This window comes from Caldicellulosiruptor bescii DSM 6725, from assembly GCF_000022325.1.
GTDB classification, from domain to species: domain Bacteria; phylum Bacillota; class Thermoanaerobacteria; order Caldicellulosiruptorales; family Caldicellulosiruptoraceae; genus Caldicellulosiruptor; species Caldicellulosiruptor bescii.
The window spans coordinates 2,851,623-2,871,784 of record NC_012034.1 but is presented as its reverse complement, the minus strand read 5'-3'; the positions used below and the strand labels follow the sequence as shown (position 1 = coordinate 2,871,784).

Genomic DNA, 20,162 nt, shown 5'->3' with positions numbered 1-20,162 from the left:
ACTATACACCTCCAAATTTAATATTAGTTGCTTATGCTAAGTATATAAACATGGACACACAGGGTTACTAATATTAGTAACCCTGTGTGTTATATTATTTCTCAAATGCACTGCCTAAAATTGAACCGAAATATTTGGCTTTCTTTAAAATTACATCTTGTGTGATTGCATACTTCTTTGCTATTTCTATATCATTTTTTGTATAATTATAAGATGGACCAAAGTGTATACCAATAGTTTCTAAATCCTTACCTTGCTCTATATCTGACTTAACTGCCAGATTAGACCACCACCATCTCAATGGTATCTCTGCCCAATCTTTTGCTATCTTACCATCTGATAGTGGTATTGTTGGTTTATTATTAAATTTTACTCCTTCGAATATTATAGACTCTACTGCAAAATATGGGTATGTTGTTTTGTCTTTGTTTACAAACTCTGGGAAAAATCTAAAAATTATTGGCAATGTCTCACCTATAACACCATTTTTTTGTGATCTATACTTAAACGGCTTACCATTATTATCAAGCTCTGGATATCTGCTAGAAATAACCATTACATTGTATAAATGTGGCATTGCTGCTGGTACTAAATTCTTATAATCTTTTGTGGAATTTGCTTCAACAGAAATCGGTATTGCAAAATATTCTATATTATAATATTTGCTTAATATTGACTTGTTAGCAATCTTTTTATTCATTGCTTCTATTAATGTATAGTATTCTGGTGCATAGAAACAATCTTTTCCTATAGGCTTACCTACTCGATCCTCAAGATTGTATCCTGTAAATCCTACCTTCCCTATAGGCACTTTTCCTGCTACAAATACTGGATAAAGATCCTGTGATGTTTCAAAATCAAATAAATTTACTGGATCCAATGTTTTTTGGTCTGGTGTATTATAAACTGCACTAGCATATTTAGCTCCTAAATTCCATGCAGACTTAAAATCATCTAAATAGTCCATCTTGCTTAAAATATCGTAGAATATATCTACAATATACTTTCTCTTATAGTTTAAACAAGCTGCCCTGAATGTCGAAGTTGATGTTGTAACTACATATAATGGCTGCTTTGATTTGCCTAAATTTAAATAGGTGTCTCCTAACTTGGATGCATTTTTAAAATATTCATTAGACTTCCCACTTGTTAGCTTTGCTTTCTTTAAAAATTCAAAATACCCTTTTGCGCTTATCTTGCCGCTTCCTATTGCTTTATAAATTTTACCTAACTCAGTTAGTAATGGTCTCAAATCTTGCTCAGAATATAGTTCTGTTATATTGTATACTTTTTCAAATGAAATTGTATATGGGTCAAGCTGGATTACATATGCTAACTGATTTTTACCTATTTTTGGTACTTTTGTTTTAACTGGTTTTATATCAAGCGTAGGTTTAATATACATAAACTTTAAACTTATTGTGAATCGCTGTCCAGAATAATATTTTCCATACTTGAGAGGCTTACTTGACATTTTTACAGACACAAATGCATCTTTACCCAGCGACATTTTATATTTTTTAATTATAGAAGCCAATTTATTATAAACTTTTGTATCAAAATCCTTAAGAAATCTTACAGAAAGATAAGTGTATGCTCTTATCATGTCAAAATACTCCCAATTTATTAATTCAGCCTTAACATTGCTTCCACTATGTGATCCTATTTCCGATAGCTGTAAATAATCAGGGAATCTATCTTTTGCTCCATTTAAATCTGGCTCTAACTCCAAAACCAAATCGCAATTCATATAAAATTCTCTTCTATTTTTGCTTATATATTGATTGTCATACATATAAGTTGTATTTAACGTGTTACGATTAAGCTTAATAGGTGTAATTGCTGAAAACCAATTATAATAATAATTATACCACGATGCTACCATTCTCTCCATAAAAGACACTTGAGGATAATAATCTTCGCCTGAATCCCAACTTGCTTTATAAAATGGCTGTCCTATTCTTTTATAAAGCAATCCCCATCCTACTCTGTCATTACCCTCAACAACATACTTTTCTTTTACATCTTTTACCTCTAACTCATACAATATCCTGCAATACTTAGCTAAAGTTTCTGGAGAAACATCATTTAACCTATACAATTTTCCATTCTTCTGGTATATTACTGGGTTAATCTCCCCTGGCTGCCATACTGGAACTAAATATGGTGCGTCATTAACTATCTCATTATCTATATTGCCATCGCTGTCACTGTTTGTATTATCTGCATATGCTTTAAATATGTTCATCCAGTTGAACAATTTATCTGTTGTAATAGTGGATTTCTCAGATTTTAAATTGTTATCTGTAGTACCCATATTTATATTTTGCTTAATATCCCTTTTTGGAATTCTATCATAAAACACAGCACCAAATATTGTTACTAAAATAAATGCCACTACAATTATCAATGCTATAATCATTTTTCTACTAAATTTAACCTTTATCATGTTAATACGCCTCCTTCTATAAAAATAGATTTTAATTAAATTTTCATAGTTATATTAATTTCAACTGCAAGTTAATCTGATATATACATTTTTAATTTTTTATAAATACAAACTTCCATTCTTTGGTATATACTACCAAAACAAATCCCTCATGCAGTATACAAAAATAAATCTTATATATTACAAACTTTAATTCTGCATTTCCAGTAAAATAAGTTTATGTCTTTCCATAAGAGCCATTTTTATCATCCCTTTTATGTCATCATTAGCATTAACAAATTTTATTTGATTTCTAAGGACATCTTCTGATAAATCATAAAGTAATTTCCCAAATGCTTCATCTGCAAAAGAATGATTAATCATTTCAACACCTTCAAAATTAATTACAACTATATTACCATTTTTTATTTCCTTTAATATTTTTTCTCTTACTACTTCTCCATTTTCCCTTGAACAAATAATATTCCCATACTCATTAAGTTTTATCATAATTTTCCACCCCATTGTCACTAATTTCTTATAAATTTTCAAACATACCTTTCCACTATATTTCCAAAATACCGGTAAAATTAAGTAAACACTCTAAAGTATCTCAATTTTTAAACCAATCTCTAAACAACTTCCTACTTAAGTCAAACATCTACAAATGGAAACTTCTTACAAAACCCAAACCTCAAAACCAACAGCCAATCGAATTATACCCGAATTTTGCACAGAATTAGATCAAAATAAAACGAAAAAACATCGAGGGTTTCAATCCCCAAAGGGGAGGCTACAAACCAATTGAATACTGTGAGCGAGAAAACGAAAGCAAGTTTCAATCCCCAAAGGGGAGGCTACAAATGCTGCAAAATATGGATTATATGACCCAGAACACAAGTTTCAATCCCCAAAGGGGAGGCTACAAATCACCTCTTTTAAATCGTATATTCCTTGCTATCACATGTTTCAATCCCCAAAGGGGAGGCTACAAATAATAGGTAAAAAATAATTAACAGTTTTAAAAAGTCTGTTTCAATCCCCAAAGGGGAGGCTACAAATTAAGTAAAAGCAACATAAAAGTTGAAAAAGAAGCTGAGTTTCAATCCCCAAAGGGGAGGCTACAAATAAGAGAGGACAAACTGAATAGCGACGATGCGTTAATGTTTCAATCCCCAAAGGGGAGGCTACAAATTCAATTTTGATTTGATAAACCATCACTCTTCCCTCCAGTTTCAATCCCCAAAGGGGAGGCTACAAATTACCACTCCTCGAATTTGCAAGTCTTAAACTCTCTTGTTTCAATCCCCAAAGGGGAGGCTACAAATTACCACTCCTCGAATTTGCAAGTCTTAAACTCTCTTGTTTCAATCCCCAAAGGGGAGGCTACAAATAACGCTTATTCCGTTTGTAATAAGAAAAAAATACTTGTTTCAATCCCCAAAGGGGAGGCTACAAATCAAGATAAGAAATAAGATAGGGGGGTATTTATATGAGTTTCAATCCCCAAAGGGGAGGCTACAAATAAGGCTATATAACTTGTGTAAAGAGGCTGAGAGTTTGTTTCAATCCCCAAAGGGGAGGCTACAAATCAAGACAACTTACTTATCGTGATTTGGCAAAAGCTGTGTTTCAATCCCCAAAGGGGAGGCTACAAATTCGTCAAGCTCTGCTATCCACTGCCAATCATGCGGGTTTCAATCCCCAAAGGGGAGGCTACAAATTCTAAGGAAGAAGGGAAGACAGCATGACATACAAAAGTTTCAATCCCCAAAGGGGAGGCTACAAATGAACGCTGCAGCCTTGCGCCGCAGCCCCGATACTGTGTTTCAATCCCCAAAGGGGAGGCTACAAATAAATATTGCTTGTTATCACTGCCTATGTAGAGCTTTAGTTTCAATCCCCAAAGGGGAGGCTACAAATTGGCTGTTCCAAAAAACTCTCGCTGGGTAGTGGTCGAGTTTCAATCCCCAAAGGGGAGGCTACAAATAAAAATGTGCAGAAAATATTTTTATATAAATTTGTTTCAATCCCCAAAGGGGAGGCTACAAATGCGAGGAAATAGATGTTTTGCGTGGACAATTTAGAGGTTTCAATCCCCAAAGGGGAGGCTACAAATCAAATCTTGAGCAAGCTAACTGGGCTTTCAGGAAGAGGTTTCAATCCCCAAAGGGGAGGCTACAAATTTTTGGTGATGTATGATGCTCAAGAAGGAGCTGATTGTTTCAATCCCCAAAGGGGAGGCTACAAATAACGCTTATTCCGTTTGTAATAAGAAAAAAATACTTGTTTCAATCCCCAAAGGGGAGGCTACAAATCGGCACCCATGAAAACCTTACACGTGTCAAACCAGTTTCAATCCCCAAAGGGGAGGCTACAAATCATACCCCATTTGTGAATAAAACTGTTTATCTAGTTTCAATCCCCAAAGGGGAGGCTACAAATCTTGCACAGAAGGAAGCATATCTCCATGTTAATGGGTTTCAATCCCCAAAGGGGAGGCTACAAATGCTCATCATTTCTTGAGCATAGCTGTAAATTTTGTGTTTCAATCCCCAAAGGGGAGGCTACAAATTCAGGAAAACTATGAAAAACAAAAGAAAGAAGAATGTTTCAATCCCCAAAGGGGAGGCTACAAATTCAGGAAAACTATGAAAAACAAAAGAAAGAAGAATGTTTCAATCCCCAAAGGGGAGGCTACAAATTCAGGAAAACTATGAAAAACAAAAGAAAGAAGAATGTTTCAATCCCCAAAGGGGAGGCTACAAATTAAATCATAAGGTTAGCTATGATTTGCTCATTAAGAGTTTCAATCCCCAAAGGGGAGGCTACAAATTTGATTATAAAATAAAGGTTTCTCTTGGTTTAGTACGTTTCAATCCCCAAAGGGGAGGCTACAAATACGACATACGCCATAAAGTGGGGAGGTTTAAATTAGGTTTCAATCCCCAAAGGGGAGGCTACAAATAAGTTATTTTGCAGTAAAATGTATATTAAGAAATAGTTTCAATCCCCAAAGGGGAGGCTACAAATGAAACAGGCAAAAAGGAAATCGCACGTTTTTTATGTGTTTCAATCCCCAAAGGGGAGGCTACAAATACGTAGATAATTTGAGAAATCTCATAAGGAACAAATGGTTAAGTTTTCAAGCTGCAGTATGTTATTTCTATTATACACCTCAAAAGCCCACAAGTCAATACATGCCAAAATTTGTCTTTTGCTGTCGACCCCCGGGGGTTTTTGGGGGGATTGCAGGTCGACAGCAATTGGTAAATACAAAATCTAAAATTCTCTTTATTAGCAAAGCACAAAACATTATATGGCAATTAATGTATAAACATTAATAACATAATATAGAAAAATCAAAATAAATAGCAATATTTGATGAAATAATTTTATACTGTCCTGAGCAAATATATGGTAAAATAAAAATATAAAAGCAATGTTTTTCAAATCTTTTTGAATATCCTATATCAAAGAAGGAAGTTTACAGTAAGATGATTATTAGTGCAAGCAGAAGAACAGATATTCCAGCATTTTATGGTGATTGGTTTATAAACAGAATAAAAGAAGGATTTTCAATGTATAAAAATCCAATGAGATCCACTCAAGTTTTTGCAGTATCTCTTTTTCCTGAAGATGTTGATGCAATAGTATTCTGGACAAAAAATCCAAAAATTTTTTGAACAAGCTAAGGTACTTGGATGAGTATACATATTACTTTCTATTTACAGTTACGTCTTATGGAAAGGATATAGAACCGGGAATTCCTTCAAAAGATGAGGTATCAAAATTTTTATAGAGCTTTCAAATATGATAGGGAAAAAAGAGAGTTATCTGGAGAAATAACCCAATTATTATAAATGATAAAATGCTCTCAGTTACCATAAAGAAAAATTTGAAGAGCTTTATGAAAAACTTTCATCTTTTACCCATAAGTGTATAATTAGCTATGTTGAATTTTAATGCAAGTTGGCGGATAAGTTGAATAAAGTAAATGCAAAAGACCTTTCGGCAGAGGAGCTTTACAATGTCTTTAGTGAAATAGTCAAAATGGGGAAAGAATATAGCTTGAGCATTGAGATATGCGCAGAAGAGCTGCCAGTTGAAGAACTGGGATTGAAGAAGGCTCAATGTGTGGATGGAGATCTTATAAATGAACTAAAAAGAGAAAAAGGATTTAGAAATAATATAAAATACAAAAAAGATAAAAATAAAAGGAAGGAATGTGGCTGTGTTCAGAGTGTTGATGTAGGAATGTTCAACACATGCAGACATTTTTGCATCTACTGTTATGCAAATCATGGCAGAAATTCTATTGTTAAAACATACAAAAATATGATGTAAAATCACCTCTTTTATGCAGTTTTCTTGACATTGAAAAAGATGAGATAAGAATAAAGGTAAAAGATGATTCTTTGAAACTGAATAAAGAAGCTGTTCAAGATGTGAAATTGAACAGCATTAAATGGTATAGACAGCTTTGGTTTGACGATAGTAATGAAAGTCTGCCTGAAAGATTTAACGGCTGGCTTGAGAAAAAGGTTTTGGAGTATATTAAAAATTATACAACATCTTGTTACCACAAATGAAACTTTGGTATACTAAAAAGTATAATATTTATACTTTTAAGTATTAAAATAGATGAGGAAGATAACGAAATGGAGAAAAAAGTTGAAATGATGTTTAAAAAATTTTTAGAAGAACAGAAAAGAATGATAGGCAGCGATGTGGATATCAGTCAGATTGAGATGGGCTCTGTTACCAAATTATGTCCTTTTTGTTTGTCTGAATCTTTGTATAACTATCAGTATGATGCTTATTATTGCGAAAGATGCAACATTTGGCTTGAGCCAAAATGTGAGGATGACAGCTGCGAATTTTGCAAAAATCGACCTCTTCGCCCCTTATAGAAAATAGAATTTGTGGCAAGTTCTCTTGTTTGAAATAATATTAAATTAAACTAAAAGTTTAGGGAGTGACATAATTGAGGAAGCTGTTTTTGATTTTTAATCATGTTCTTACAGAAGAACAAGAAAAAGAAGCAAAAGAAGTGTTAAAAATAACTCAGATAATTTCTCTTCCTCAACACCTGCAAGATTTGTGGAGCAATATTCCCCCTGATAAAGAATTGAGCAGCGATTTATTTTCTCCAATCACATCTTATTTGCTTGTAAACAGAGGGGAAGAAGAAAATTATTGTCTCATTCAGGGTGATTTTGGCGCAACAGTGTATCTTGTTAGCTGGTGTTTCAAGCACGGTTTTATACCAATTTATGCAACAACAAAAAGAGTTGCTCAAGAGATTGTAAAGCCAGACGGTTCTGTTGAACTTATAAAGGTCTTCAAGCATGAAAGATTCAGAAGATATATCCTTTGCAGCTAAAAAGCTTTTTGCAAAAAATTTTATTGAAAAAGAAGGGGGTTTCAAATGAAGATTATCTATCAGATAGGGCGATTAGACAATCCAAAGACAGCAAAGAGAAAGTTTTTTATTACAAATAAATCCCAAAACGGAGATGAAATGATTCCAAAAGAATCAGAGCTTTCCAGCTTTGTTTTGAAAGATTTTTTGGAACAGCAAGGGCATAAGGTAAAAACAGTGGTGATTTATCCTGTCAGCATTCTTTTGAATGAGAAGATTAAAGAATACATCGAAGATGATGATTTAAAAGAAAAGCTTAAAAGCATTTGCGAAAACCCCTTGGAATATCTCAAATCTCCTTTTGATATAATAAACAAACTACCTTTAGAAAGTTTGAGAGATGATACGCTTGTAATTCATTCTCTGGGGACATATCTAAACAACGTGGAACTTGATGGCAGCTATGACGATATAGTCCTTGAAATACTGTTTGACATGATAGAAAGGTATATTGATGATAAAAAGGAAGAAAATATAGATGAGATTTATCTTGATATCTCAAGCGGGCACAACATATACATATCGGCAATGATTGAGGCATCAAGGCATTTTGCAGTTTTAACAAAGCTTATGCACTGGATTCATGAAGAAAGACAACCCAGAATTTATCTTACATTTTCAGACCCAATCACGGGAAGGACTGCAGAAAACTATGAGCTGCATATTCAGCCGCAAAGTTATACAGCCTTTTTCTCATCACCGATAAGCAAAAAAGAAGCGTGCGACCACAACTTTTCGTTTTTGCGAAACATTTACCAAGAACCGCAGGATGATAAGAATGGTAACAACAAAGTTTTGCAAAAAAAGCAGATACGCGAGAAGAGAAAAGCTTTAAAAGAAAAAATAGAGATGTTTACTATTTTATTTTCAGCAATCAAAAACAACGTCCCGCTGTATTTATACTACCATCCGTACCATTCAATAGATGAAATTAAAAATGAACTTAAAAATCTAATAAATCATGCAAAAGACCAACTTTCAAAAGATTTCAAAAGCTCACCAAGACTCAATAAAAAAGCATATCTGGATGCAATTTTAAGCCTTTGTTTTTACATGGGAATTGTTGAGGTTTTAGAAGAATACAATATAACAATGTTTTGCCAGCAGACAGGGTTTGATTTAGAAAAACTTGGACAGACTTTTGCACAGATTTACACAATATTTGGTATTCCAATGAACTGGACAATGCTTGGAAATGAGATTTCGAACGACACTGAAAAAATACAAGAACATGGTGAAATAGAGCAATGGACAAGGCTGAGAAAAATTGTCGACCCGGGGAAACCTATTTATGATGAGCCTGATAAGAGAAACTTTTTTGCACATTCTGGGCTTGAAGGCAATATTACAGAAGTAAGATATAACGGTGAAAAAGTTTATGTCAGATACATTCAAGTACTTCCACAGAGCACGATAGATTGCTGGTTAAAAGAAAGAGTGTAAAGAGAAAAACAACAAAAACTTTGAAAGTTATATAGAAAATAACAAATTATTTTTTTAACTTTTATGCAAGGGGTTTTTAAGGTGATAAAAAACAATATCGCAAATATTCTTATATGGGTCATAGGTAAAGGACGGTTAAAAAAAGATCAGACAGTAGGGTATGAACAGACTGAATATGTTTTCAATCCTGATACAAACAAGAAATTATGTTTTACGTGAAAAAGCAAGGGAAAGACTAAAATTAGAAATAGAAAATATTAAGAACAAAAGGTCAGATTTAACAAACTGATAAGGAACAGGATGAAGCAGATACAGTGAGAGAACTTGAATATGTAAGGAATGCTACAGTGCACGGTTCATCACCACATGGCAATTAAGAATACCTTGAAAATGTGGAAAAATTCAAAATATTATTAAATTCAGCCATGAATTTGTTTGAAAAAATGTTGCGAAGAAAATATTGAAAATTAATAAAGCAGAAGAGAAAGATTGACCATGAAAATGGGTATTTAAAAATTATGAGTTTTATGAAAAAAGGGGAAAGAAAAAAGTGATTCCACTTAAAGACACAATTCCAAGCAGGGAAAAGCCTTTTATGACATGGTTTATAATCATTGTAAATGTGCTTATTTTTTTATTTCAGGTCTCTATTCCACCTGAGGCAGCACAGGAATTTGTTTACAGATATGGATTTATACCAGAAAAATTCTCAAGGGCTTTGTCTGATGGACTTATAACAGGAATTATCTATTCCATATGGCCAATAATATGTTCAATGTTTATGCACGGAAGTTGGATGCACCTTATATCCAACATGTGGTCGCTCTGGCTTTTTGGCGACAATGTTGAAGACAGAGTGGGACATTTTAGGTTTTTAATATTCTATCTTCTGAGTGGGTTTTCTGCAGCTTATACTCACTGGTTTTTCAATGCACACTCTCTTGTTGCGGTTGTTGGAGCATCTGGTGCAATCGCAGGTGTGATGGGTGCATACTTTCTAATGTTTCCTCTTTCAAACATTGTTACACTTATACCGATTGGATTTATTCCACTTTTTGTAAACATCCCGGCTGTATTTTATCTTGGTTTATGGTTTTTATCGCAGGTATCATCTGGGATTTTAGAACTGTTTGGACCTGTATTTGGGAGCGGGATTGCATGGTGGGCTCACATTGGTGGATTTGTGTTTGGCGCACTTACAGTTAATTTCTTCAAAAAGAGGTACCGTAGATACAACAATTTTTTCGATGATGAAATTTTTTACTACAGGTACTATTAAAATTCTAACAAAGGGAAGTGTTTGTTATGAGTTTTTGGGATTTACTCATATTTTTCATAATAGCAAGTTCTCTTCAACCTGCTTTAAAACAGAGGATGCTTGAATCAGCAAGGCAAAAGTTAATTGCAAAAATAGAGAAAAAGAGAGGTTCAAGGGTAATACTTCTTGTTCACAGGCAAGAAACCATGAGTTTTTTGGGCTTTCCAATTTACAAGTATATTGACATAAACGATTCGGAAGAAGTAATAAGGGCAATCAACATGACAGACCCGTCAATCCCGCTTGATATAATTCTTCACACACCGGGCGGACTTGTTTTAGCTGCAACACAGATTGCAAGAGCTATAAAACGTCACAAAGGCAAAGTTACTGTTCATGTTCCGCACTATGCAATGTCAGGCTGTACACTCATTGCACTTGCAGCAGATGAAATAGTTATGTCAGAGGATGCGATTTTGGGACCTGTTGACCCACAGATTGGCGAATTTCCTGCTGTATCAATTTTAGAGGTTGTAAAACAAAAAGCTGTCAATGAGATTGACGACAAAACATTGATTTTAGCAGACATTGCTAAAAAAGCTATCAGACAAACAAAAGAAATAGTTTTGGAACTTTTGTCTGACAACTATTCTGAGGATGTTGCTCAAAAAATAGCAAATGAGCTTGTTGAGGGTAAATACACACATGATTTTCCAATAACATACGAAAAGGCAAGAGAACTTGGCTTGAAGGTAAACTGTTGTATAGACAAAGAAATAAAACAGCTGATGTGCCTTTATCCTCAGCCTGTTGCAAAAAAATCTTCGGTTGACTACTTATGGATACCAAGGAAATAATCAATATGGAAAGCTTTAGATGCAAAACTATGAATCTGCCATAAAATATTCCCTTATGGTTACCGGGCTGCCTGCAAAAACTGCAGACAGCCTATAGTTAGTCTCCATTTACAACATCTACAAAAGCATCCCATATTCTTCTCATTTCTTCTATGTTTTCATTCTTTATGATGTCGATATACTTTTTAATTTCCTTCTCTCTTATCTTTGGATATCTTTTCTTCCAGTTTTCTTCAAGTTTTTCGACAATTCTTTTAACCTTGTTTATGTTAACCTCACCGATGACAATAAGAGAACCAAATTCTTCAACAAACCATTTTATGCCGTTGTATTCAATTATTTCTGTTGGTTGATTTATGTCAACTGGAAGTTCTGGATTTTTTGCTGTTGAGAGAATTGAGAATCTGTAGACAAGGCACAGACCTTTTTTTGAAGGAATTATTCTAAAGTATCTTTTGCATGCCATCAAAGCTTTGAACACAAGCCTTGCGCTTTTTATTGATTTGATCAGCTCAAATAGTGTAGTGTAATCATCTTCAATTGGCATTCTAAAATCCCACCAGGAGTTTAAACCTTCTTCTTGCAAAACGTATTGGCGAAATCTTATTGATGAGAGCTTTTCAAGAAGTGATTTTTGCTGCATGCTTATCATCTCCCTTTAAATTTTTTGCTGCAAGCAGCAGCAAAGTTATTTTAACTGAGTTTTATTCTCTTTGAAAAGACAAATTTTTATGCGAAGTTGGTTTTTGATTAGAGTTAAAACTGTGATTTTCTCAGTTGTGCAGTTATTTTCTGAGAATAAAGTATTTGAGATTATGTTGTTTATGGCAAAAATTTATGGTGAAATAAATTTTTAATCTCACCTGATAAATTTGATCATTAAACTTCGCATAAATTTTGGAGTTGATCAAAAATGTGGCTGGTTGTAAACTGTATAAGAGGAATAAAGTGTGATGAGGGTGTAAGAAAAATAGAGTTATTAAAGCTTAGATGAAAAATGTTTTACTTTAAGAGGTGGCAAAATATGGGATAGTGTTTGCCGTCATTATCTTGATTATCCTTGCTCCAATCCTCCTGCCGCTAATACTCATTTCGCTTGGAATTTTATATTTAATGTTTAAATTTATCTTAGGAATTATTAAAGGCTTTTTTAGAATATAAAGAATCAAGGTGGTGATAGGGTTGAGTTATTTTTATATCGATGAAGATGGTGTGGTAAAACTTCATGAATCTTATTATGAACAAACTTTGATTGATTATGTTGGAGAAAGTTTGAGAACATTTGCAAGTTTGAGAGAACTATTAAAAGATGAAATTGGCAATTTCAAAAGGCCAAAAGAGTATTTGCAGGCAAAAAAGTGTCCTGGGTGGGTTGGACTTTGCCCTAATAACAAAGAAGAAAAAGACTCAAGCTGCAATCCTGACCAGTGCTGGAATACAAAAATAAAAACTATAAAAGACAAAATAGATAAGAAAGATCACTTTAAGTATGATAACATTCTAATTAAAGTTTTGTCCCCTTCAATATGTTCTGAATGCGGAAGTAGTGAGATGAAAATTGAATGGGGCAAAAGAGTCAATGTCAAAGTGGCAGGATACACCCTGAATTTTGAAAATGTTGCATATATGGTTTGCAAAAAATGTGGCATTTTCTACATGTCAACAGTAGATAAAAAAGCAATTGAAGTAATAAAGGAAAAGATAAGAGATTATAATCCTTATGAAGAAGCTATTGAGCAAGCTGGAATTGATAATGAAGCTGGTCTTGACGCTGATTGTTCAGTATCAGAATTTGAAATTCCCCCAGTTAAAACAATTATTCTTGATAAAGACAAAATAGGACTCGAAATGCTAATAGAAGATTTGAAAAAAGGTTGCATTTCTCTTACAATGGCACTTTTTCCGATTAGCTCACCAGTATCATCAGTTGATGTTACAACATTTAACATATGCCACTATGCAGATCCTGAGGATATGTATCCAGAAGGATTAGAAGATGAAGGAGAGGATATAATAGAGGAATGATGTCAATTTAAAACTGCATATAAAAGATGCCGGGGAGTTGTTTCTTTATCCCTGGCATCTTTTTATTCTCCCAGAAGTTAAAAAATTTTAACATACAATCCATTTCAACTATTTAAGAAGAGTCTTCATTTTCTACCTCTCAAATCCCAAAGGAAACCTTTCCCACACCTCAAACACCAAAGGTAAGGCTTCCTCTCAATCCCCAACGGGGAGGCTACAAACCTGGAAATCCACCAATACCTAGCTGTTTGTTCAGAATAAGTGATTGAGTTGGAATTACCGGAATAGATTTTGGTGCTATCTTACCAAAAAACCTATCACATTTCCACCTTTAGCTTTATTAATAGCTTTCATGAGCTCAATTATTTTTGCCTTGTCACCCATAAAAAAGTTTACCTACCTATAACCTTTATTTGTACACCTATAAAGTCAAGATAGTTTGTAAAAATATCAAGTAAAACATCATATGGAAGAGAGGTAAGAGGAAGACCAGAATACTCAGTGTAAAACAGTTCAATATAGTCACGCAAATCTCTAAGCTTATCTAAAGCCTCTAAAATCTTGAAATAATTAATTTCTTTTCCTTCAAACACAAGTCTTGAATTGTTATAAGTAACTTCATATACCATCAAAATGGTGCCGCCTCATCAAGTTCAAAATTGTCAAGTATATTTGTATCAAGTTCTTGCTCTAAAGTGTCAAAATCTTCATAATAACGTTTCAATCCCCAAAGGGGAGGCTACAAACTTTGCGCAGACAAACACGCAGAAGATTAAATTATGAGTTTCAATCCCCAAAGGGGAGGCTACAAACTGGTAAAATCACTTTGCCTGTAGCGAATACAAGGAAGTTTCAATCCCCAAAGGGGAGGCTACAAACTTTCACAAGCTCACCAACTTTCAATCCCTCATTATCGTTTCAATCCCCAAAGGGGAGGCTACAAACAAACTACTGAAGGAAGAAAGATTATTCTCGATATTGATTTCAATCCCCAAAGGGGAGGCTACAAACGATGTGTAGGTGGGGTAAAAGAATCTTTGATTATTTTGTTTCAATCCCCAAAGGGGAGGCTACAAACTTTTGACATTATTTCATCTCTTTCCATCCCACTGGAGTTTCAATCCCCAAAGGGGAGGCTACAAACTACAAGGCGACAAATTTAGCTACATTAATTTGTTTAGTTTCAATCCCCAAAGGGGAGGCTACAAACAATAGATTCTTTTGATTGTTTCATCGTTGTGAGGGACGTTTCAATCCCCAAAGGGGAGGCTACAAACTTATATTCTCAATTTAAAGACAAAGCGCTAAATATTTGTTTCAATCCCCAAAGGGGAGGCTACAAACAAACAAATAAAACGCAAGAAGAAATAGATAAACTTTGTTTCAATCCCCAAAGGGGAGGCTACAAACAATGTATAGAGTTTCCTATGCGAGCAACTATTATAGTTTCAATCCCCAAAGGGGAGGCTACAAACGTTTATATATTGCAAAAATCCTACAATCCTTCATCGGTTTCAATCCCCAAAGGGGAGGCTACAAACCCGTGGATAGCTTGCAGAATGCAACAAGGAACAAATGGTTAAGTTTTCAAGCTGCAGTATGTTGTTTCTATTATACACCTCAAAAGCCCACAAGTCAATACATGCCAAAATTTGTCTTTTGCTGTCGACCCCCGGGGGTTTTTGGGGGGATTGCAGGTCGACAGGAATTGGTAAATACAAAAGCTAATTTAAGTCTTATTTTTCTAAACACATGGAGCCATATAGAAGAATATAAACAAACATAAAAGTAAATCTAAGGACAAAATGAATGTAAAAGTATTATTTTGTTTTATTAAATTTTTGACACATATCTTTTTATTTTGAACGATAATATAATGACTATACAGGTTGCACACTGACTAAATAATTGCTATCATTATTAAAAGTTCGCATATTTTTTGAACTTTTCAACTGCCAAAAAAAGTTATAAAATAAACTTTGAGATGATTAAACTTACAACAGAAACTAAAAAATTGCCAGCTCAAAAAATAGAAGAGAAGAAGGGGAGTATAAAATGGGAACAGTTACCTGTTCTGTACTTGTTGGCGTCTGACACATGAACCATGGCGGGATTATTCCAGACTATATGTTAAATCTCTGGGGGAATGACAAGCCTGCATGGGTGCTAAGAAAAATTTTATATGATAACCACATAGAAAATGGCAGAAAGAATGCCACAGATAACCCAATTGTTTGGATTCCCAACCTATGATGACATAGAAGAAGAAAACCTTAAACAACTTTATGAGACTTGCAGAATGATAAAAGCAAATTACAAGATCATTGTAAGTATTCTGGAAGATTCATCAATTACAAAGGAAAAATTGAGATGTTTACAAAGTTATTCTATGAGTTTTGAGATTTTAAAGACAGTTTATAAAAGAGAATTCAGTGTGTGGACTAATAGCAAAGAAAAAATGGGAAGCCTTGATGATTTGTAATGTCAAATTTCAACAGAAAGGAGTAAAAACATGATTTTAGACCCACATTTAGCAAAATATCTATCGCAAGCCTCAGTGGTTGAGGAGATTGAAATCACTGACCAAATTGAAGGAGTATTTTTGCAAGCCAATGAATGTAACCTTCCGCTTATAAACTATCCTTTCAGACTTATAGGCAGAGATAAAACAACGGGTGAGATATTGTTTTCTGTCAACTTTGAAAAATCCTTCACTGGTTTTAACTTTATAGGGGCTCATGTTAAAAACGGGCATATTAATTTTGGTTTAGTAGATGAAATATACAGCTACAATGATTTCAAGGAAAAAGCTCTTGATTTTGCAAAGATAATTATTGAAAACAACTTGTTTGAGCTAAAGTAAATTTTTTATAAGTAAATCTTTCCTTTAAAGAGATTTTGTTTTATAATGGAATAAAGTGTATTTTAACGGACTTTTCGCAAGAAGTCTTCATCTTCTATAAAACGGAGATGAATTGCAGTTGATAAATATTCAGTTTCGGTATATAATAAAACTGGTGATGATTATGAAATTTGACTCAAATAAACATTCAGTATTTCTTCTCTACTACCATTTGATTTTAGTGACAAAATACAGAAGAGATGTGATAGATGAGAAAATTTCAAAAAGATTAAAAGAAATTTTTGAGTACATTCAACCCAATTACAACATAACCATAGTTGAGTGGAATCATGATAAAGACCACATTCATGTTTTGTTCAAGGCAACTCCTACAACACCACTTTCTAAGTTTATAAATGCTTATAAAAGTGCCTCTTCAAGACTCATAAAAAAAGAATTTCCTGAAATTAAGCAAAAACTATGGCAGGAATATTTTTGGTCAAGAAGTTATTGTTTGCTGACAAGTGGTGGTGCTCCAGTTGAGTTAATTAGAAGATATATCGAGAGTCAAGGTGAGAAAAGAAAATGCTAAAAGCATATAGGTATCGGATATACCCTGATAAAGCACAGGAAGAAGTTTTTGAAAAGACTTTTGGCTGTTGTAGATTTGTGTGGAACAAGATGTTAGAAGAAAAGTTAGAAGCACTGAGACAGGGTGGAAAGGCTCCAAGAATAACCCCAGCAAGATATAAAAAAGAATACCCTTTCGTGAGAGAAGTAGACAGTCTTGCTCTTGCAAATGTTTAACTTGAGCAGGAAAAGGCGTTCAGAGACCATTTCAAAAACCCGAAACATTTTAGAATGCCGAAGTTTAAGAAAAAGAAATATAAGCAGTCATACACAACAAACAACCAGCAACCTTTGCACAAGCTTTCTAAGGCCATCATAGACGAGAACCAAGTCATGATGGTCGAAAGTCTGAACGTAAAGGGACTATCAAAAACAAGATTATCGAAACACATTCTTGATAGTTCATGGTCAAAGTTTTTATAATATCTTAGATACAAGGCAGATTGGTATGGCAGGAGAGTTATATAGGTAGATAGGACATTTCCATCCTCGAAAATGTGTAGTAGATGTGGATATATCAACAATGAGTTAAAATTGAAGGATAGGGTATGGAAATGTGCTGAATGTAGAACAATCCATGATAGAGATGAAAATGCAGCGAAAAACTTGAGAAACTATGGGATTGTATATATAAGCGACAAGTAGGGTGGGAACCACCCGAATTTACGCCTGTGGAGATCTGTCGAACTACACAATAAAAGAAGAAGGTGGGCAGTAAAGATGATTTTTTACAATGCTTATCAAACAGAAGATAAAATTTTGGATTACAACATTTTTCTTGGCGCTATTTTACATGACATTGGCAAGTTTTATATGAGAACCGAAAATTCTGAGGCTAAAATAACAATATCGAGAGAATACGATGTATTTTTTAAAGAAGCTGGAAAGCATGCTCCTCGGCATGAGGATTGGGGGGCATATTATGTGCAGCAAATATTGCCAGAAAGATTTAAAAAAGAAATTTTGAAAGATGTAACAAATCTTATTCTTTATCATCACAAACCGTCATCATACGGTCAATATCTAATAAGCGTTGCGGACAAGATTTCAGCAAGTGTTGACAGAAAAGACATCGAAGAAGATGATACATCTGCTGACAAATCAAAGTATCTTATTTCAATTCTTTCTCAGATATGTCTTGACCAAAATGAAAAAAGTAGTCGAAAAACTTATTACAAAAATTTAACAAAAAGGTATGAAATTAAGTATCCCACTGACAGTTTTTATTCAAACGCAAGAAATGACTATCAAAATCTCTGGGAAGACTTTTCTAAAAAAGCCTTAATACTAAAAGATAAGTTTGAAAAATCCTTGAATGAAATACATTTTGATTTAGAAGAATATGCATCAGCAATTTACAACTTAATCAGAATTTACACATACAATATTCCATCAGCTTTTTATTATTCCAAACCGGACATATCACTGTGGGCGCACAGCAAATCAACTGCTGCTATTGCATTTTGTCTTGACAGGCAGCTTAAAAAAGAGTTTTCACAGGAAAATGAAAGAGTTAGAGTTTTAGAGTCAATCAATACAAAAATCTTATCCGGTAGAGGTTCTTCAATTAAAAAAGGAGAGTTTCCGTACTTTTGTCTTGTTAAGGGTGATATTTCTGGAATTCAAGATTTTGTTTTTGACACAAAGATGGATGGGGCGCTGAAAGCTCTTAAGGCAAAGTCGTTTTACATCTCATTTTTGCTTGATACAGTTGCAAGGTTCATTCTGAAAAAAGAAAATATGCCTATTTGCAACCTAATATTTAACGGTGGTGGACATTTTTATCTTCTGATGCCTGCATATTTTGCAGAAAAAGTGGAAGATTATCAGAAAGAAATTGACAAGCTTTTGTTTAAAGCACACAGAGGCTCAATCAGTATACTTCTTGAGACAGATATAGTTGATCTTTATGATTTTTCAGGCAATTTTGGGAATTGTTTTGATAGAGTTTCGTCAAAAATCTACAGGAAAAAGATTTCGAAATTTAGAAACGTTATTGAAAATCAAAAGTTGAAATTCTTTGAACCATACGAGGACTATGAACAAAAATGTCCTCACTGCCACAGAGCGCTGAGACCCAGAGAAGATGACCCTGATTTTTGTCCGTTTTGCGAGAGTTTTGTCGAATTTGGTGAAAAACTTATGAAAAGTGATTTTATCAAAGAATCATGGGGAGAACAAATCGAGTATTCAGATTTTAAAAACATAGAAGATATTTTTGAAGCCTTTGGAAGAAAGATTGAATTTTCAAACTACTCTGAAAAGGTTATAAACCCAGTGACAAATACAATTGTTATTGACAGAAATCGATTGGAGAAATTGTTAGAAAAAAATAATAATCTTGAAAACAGAAAAAAATCAGACGATAAATTTGAGATTGATTTTTATGAAGCGCTGGATATTTCAACCCATGCACCATTTAAAGATGAAATCAATCTTAAGACAATAGATGAGATATCAAACTCATCAAAAGGAATCAAAACATGGGGTATTGTTCGTGGCGATGTTGACAATCTGGGCAGGATTTTCAAAGAAGGGCTTGGAGATGATAATTCTATTTCGAGGGTCATGACTCTTTCTGAAGAGTTTTCGCTGTTTTTTGGATATTATTTTAACAAGCTTGTAAGCCAGCAGAATGGCAATATTGTTGTTATTTATGCAGGTGGGGATGACTTTTGCATACTTGGTCAGTGGGATGTGCTACCTCATACAGCACACAAAATTTATACAGAGTTTAGAAGCTTTTCATGCCACAATCCAGACATTACACTTTCAATGGGCTTTGAAATAGCACCAGATAAAAAGTATCCAATTTACAGGGTTGCTATTGTGTGTGGAGATCATTTAGACAAAGCCAAAGAATACCAAAGAGAAGATGGGCGAAAAAAAGACTGTTTTGCGTTTGGCGGCAATTTTGTTGGCTGGGAAGATTATGAGGATGTGGAAAAGCTAAAAGAGGTGATTGCAGATTTAATTGGTAGCAAAAACGTTTCAAAAGCGCTTATAAACGGCATCTATGCCGTTTGCAATCTTAAAAAGATGACTCAGACTCAAGAAGAACTTTTTAAGTCGTGGCGGTTTGTGTATTTCATGGCAAGGCTGAAAGAGAGGTATAAGAAGTATTCAAAAGAGCTTGAAGATATTTTGCCAAAAATTATTGATAAAAAATCAAATTCTTTGTACAAACACTCTTACTTGGCAGCACGCTGGGCTGAGCTTGAGCTGAGAAGGTAAAAATAAATTGCGGAGAGGTG

At 34.0% G+C, this 20,162-nt stretch carries 16 protein-coding genes, 2 pseudogenes and 2 CRISPR repeat arrays; of the genes and pseudogenes, 14 read left to right on the top strand and 4 right to left on the bottom strand.

Annotated features, from left to right (window positions below; genetic code table 11):
• Nucleotides 1-94 precede the first annotated feature (94 nt).
• Both ATHE_RS13740 and ATHE_RS13735 read right to left on the bottom strand, forming a co-directional pair.
• Nucleotides 95-2,449, bottom strand: a complete 2,355-nt coding sequence (locus ATHE_RS13740) for a hypothetical protein (protein ID WP_015909015.1) — start codon at nucleotides 2,447-2,449, stop codon at nucleotides 95-97.
• 189 nt (nucleotides 2,450-2,638) lie between these two features.
• Nucleotides 2,639-2,938: an STAS-like domain-containing protein gene (locus ATHE_RS13735; protein WP_015909014.1), complete on the bottom strand. Its 300-nt coding sequence runs from the start codon at nucleotides 2,936-2,938 to the stop codon at nucleotides 2,639-2,641.
• A gap of 261 nt (nucleotides 2,939-3,199) precedes the next feature.
• Nucleotides 3,200-5,527: a CRISPR direct-repeat array (repeat unit 30 nt; unit sequence GTTTCAATCCCCAAAGGGGAGGCTACAAAT).
• Nucleotides 5,528-5,925: 398 nt separating this feature from the next.
• Here ATHE_RS13735 and ATHE_RS15415 point away from each other — a divergent pair.
• The 8 genes and pseudogenes from ATHE_RS15415 to ATHE_RS13700 all read left to right on the top strand — a co-directional run bounded on the left by ATHE_RS15415 (nucleotide 5,926) and on the right by ATHE_RS13700 (nucleotide 11,411).
• Nucleotides 5,926-6,230, top strand: a pseudogene (locus ATHE_RS15415) (DUF1848 family protein).
• 182 nt (nucleotides 6,231-6,412) lie between these two features.
• Nucleotides 6,413-6,775: a DUF1848 family protein gene (locus ATHE_RS15115; RefSeq protein ID WP_231503197.1), complete on the top strand. Its 363-nt coding sequence runs from the start codon at nucleotides 6,413-6,415 to the stop codon at nucleotides 6,773-6,775.
• 71 nt (nucleotides 6,776-6,846) lie between these two features.
• On the top strand, nucleotides 6,847-7,020 hold the full coding sequence (locus ATHE_RS15110) for a hypothetical protein (protein WP_231503196.1): 174 nt from the start codon (nucleotides 6,847-6,849) through the stop codon (nucleotides 7,018-7,020).
• A 69-nt stretch (nucleotides 7,021-7,089) separates the two neighbouring features.
• Nucleotides 7,090-7,341, top strand: coding sequence for a hypothetical protein (locus ATHE_RS13720; protein WP_015909013.1), 252 nt, complete (start codon nucleotides 7,090-7,092; stop codon nucleotides 7,339-7,341).
• Nucleotides 7,342-7,415: 74 nt separating this feature from the next.
• The gene (gene csx20, locus ATHE_RS13715; protein WP_041727263.1) at nucleotides 7,416-7,814 is read left to right on the top strand and encodes a CRISPR-associated protein Csx20; all 399 of its coding nucleotides are present in this window, start codon (nucleotides 7,416-7,418) and stop codon (nucleotides 7,812-7,814) included.
• A 45-nt stretch (nucleotides 7,815-7,859) separates the two neighbouring features.
• On the top strand, nucleotides 7,860-9,296 hold the full coding sequence (csx1, locus tag ATHE_RS13710) for a CRISPR-associated CARF protein Csx1 (protein ID WP_015909011.1): 1,437 nt from the start codon (nucleotides 7,860-7,862) through the stop codon (nucleotides 9,294-9,296).
• A gap of 550 nt (nucleotides 9,297-9,846) precedes the next feature.
• Nucleotides 9,847-10,575: a rhomboid family intramembrane serine protease gene (locus ATHE_RS13705; protein ID WP_041727261.1), complete on the top strand. Its 729-nt coding sequence runs from the start codon at nucleotides 9,847-9,849 to the stop codon at nucleotides 10,573-10,575.
• Between the two features lie 26 nt (nucleotides 10,576-10,601).
• Nucleotides 10,602-11,411: an SDH family Clp fold serine proteinase gene (locus tag ATHE_RS13700; protein WP_015909009.1), complete on the top strand. Its 810-nt coding sequence runs from the start codon at nucleotides 10,602-10,604 to the stop codon at nucleotides 11,409-11,411.
• A gap of 97 nt (nucleotides 11,412-11,508) precedes the next feature.
• Here the strand turns inward: ATHE_RS13700 and ATHE_RS13695 are convergent, their stop codons facing one another.
• Entirely contained in the window at nucleotides 11,509-12,054 is a 546-nt protein-coding gene (locus ATHE_RS13695) for a hypothetical protein (RefSeq protein WP_015909008.1), read from the bottom strand.
• A gap of 539 nt (nucleotides 12,055-12,593) precedes the next feature.
• On the opposite strand from ATHE_RS13695, the gene ATHE_RS13690 reads away from it, so the two are divergent.
• Nucleotides 12,594-13,436 (top strand): hypothetical protein, encoded by an 843-nt coding sequence (locus tag ATHE_RS13690; RefSeq protein WP_015909007.1) that lies wholly within the window; start codon nucleotides 12,594-12,596, stop codon nucleotides 13,434-13,436.
• A gap of 392 nt (nucleotides 13,437-13,828) precedes the next feature.
• Here ATHE_RS13690 and ATHE_RS13685 read toward each other — a convergent pair whose 3' ends face one another.
• Complete coding sequence (locus tag ATHE_RS13685) at nucleotides 13,829-14,065, bottom strand: hypothetical protein (RefSeq protein ID WP_013404392.1); 237 nt, start codon at nucleotides 14,063-14,065, stop codon at nucleotides 13,829-13,831.
• 88 nt (nucleotides 14,066-14,153) lie between these two features.
• A CRISPR array of direct repeats spans nucleotides 14,154-14,977; the repeat unit is 30 nt; unit sequence GTTTCAATCCCCAAAGGGGAGGCTACAAAC.
• Between the two features lie 659 nt (nucleotides 14,978-15,636).
• Between ATHE_RS13685 and ATHE_RS13675 the strand changes: the two genes are divergently transcribed.
• From ATHE_RS13675 to cas10, 5 genes and pseudogenes are all read left to right on the top strand, one after another.
• Nucleotides 15,637-15,918, top strand: coding sequence for a hypothetical protein (locus tag ATHE_RS13675; protein ID WP_015909006.1), 282 nt, complete (start codon nucleotides 15,637-15,639; stop codon nucleotides 15,916-15,918).
• A gap of 30 nt (nucleotides 15,919-15,948) precedes the next feature.
• Nucleotides 15,949-16,299, top strand: a complete 351-nt coding sequence (locus tag ATHE_RS13670; RefSeq protein WP_015909005.1) for a hypothetical protein — start codon at nucleotides 15,949-15,951, stop codon at nucleotides 16,297-16,299.
• A 163-nt stretch (nucleotides 16,300-16,462) separates the two neighbouring features.
• The gene (gene tnpA, locus ATHE_RS13665; RefSeq protein WP_015909004.1) at nucleotides 16,463-16,870 is read left to right on the top strand and encodes an IS200/IS605 family transposase; all 408 of its coding nucleotides are present in this window, start codon (nucleotides 16,463-16,465) and stop codon (nucleotides 16,868-16,870) included.
• A pseudogene (locus ATHE_RS13660) lies at nucleotides 16,864-17,553 on the top strand (RNA-guided endonuclease TnpB family protein). Before tnpA ends, ATHE_RS13660 begins: the two are co-directional and overlap by 7 nt.
• Before the next feature lie 75 nt (nucleotides 17,554-17,628).
• Complete coding sequence (gene cas10 / locus ATHE_RS13655; protein WP_015909003.1) at nucleotides 17,629-20,142, top strand: type III-A CRISPR-associated protein Cas10/Csm1; 2,514 nt, start codon at nucleotides 17,629-17,631, stop codon at nucleotides 20,140-20,142.
• The last annotated feature ends 20 nt before the right edge of the window (nucleotides 20,143-20,162 follow it).

What these genes read in the sequence shown, in the direction of transcription:
- ATHE_RS13740 (WP_015909015.1), bottom strand. Translation starts at nt 2,449, where the DNA reads ATGATAAAGGTTAAATTTAGTAGAAAAATGATTATAGCATTGATAATT.
- ATHE_RS13735 (WP_015909014.1), bottom strand. Translation starts at nt 2,938, where the DNA reads ATGATAAAACTTAATGAGTATGGGAATATTATTTGTTCAAGGGAAAAT.
- ATHE_RS13720 (WP_015909013.1), top strand. Translation starts at nt 7,090, where the DNA reads ATGGAGAAAAAAGTTGAAATGATGTTTAAAAAATTTTTAGAAGAACAG.
- csx1 (WP_015909011.1), top strand. Translation starts at nt 7,860, where the DNA reads ATGAAGATTATCTATCAGATAGGGCGATTAGACAATCCAAAGACAGCA.
- ATHE_RS13700 (WP_015909009.1), top strand. Translation starts at nt 10,602, where the DNA reads ATGAGTTTTTGGGATTTACTCATATTTTTCATAATAGCAAGTTCTCTT.
- ATHE_RS13695 (WP_015909008.1), bottom strand. Translation starts at nt 12,054, where the DNA reads ATGCAGCAAAAATCACTTCTTGAAAAGCTCTCATCAATAAGATTTCGC.
- ATHE_RS13685 (WP_013404392.1), bottom strand. Translation starts at nt 14,065, where the DNA reads ATGGTATATGAAGTTACTTATAACAATTCAAGACTTGTGTTTGAAGGA.
- ATHE_RS13675 (WP_015909006.1), top strand. Translation starts at nt 15,637, where the DNA reads ATGGCAGAAAGAATGCCACAGATAACCCAATTGTTTGGATTCCCAACC.
- ATHE_RS13670 (WP_015909005.1), top strand. Translation starts at nt 15,949, where the DNA reads ATGATTTTAGACCCACATTTAGCAAAATATCTATCGCAAGCCTCAGTG.
- tnpA (WP_015909004.1), top strand. Translation starts at nt 16,463, where the DNA reads ATGAAATTTGACTCAAATAAACATTCAGTATTTCTTCTCTACTACCAT.
- cas10 (WP_015909003.1), top strand. Translation starts at nt 17,629, where the DNA reads ATGATTTTTTACAATGCTTATCAAACAGAAGATAAAATTTTGGATTAC.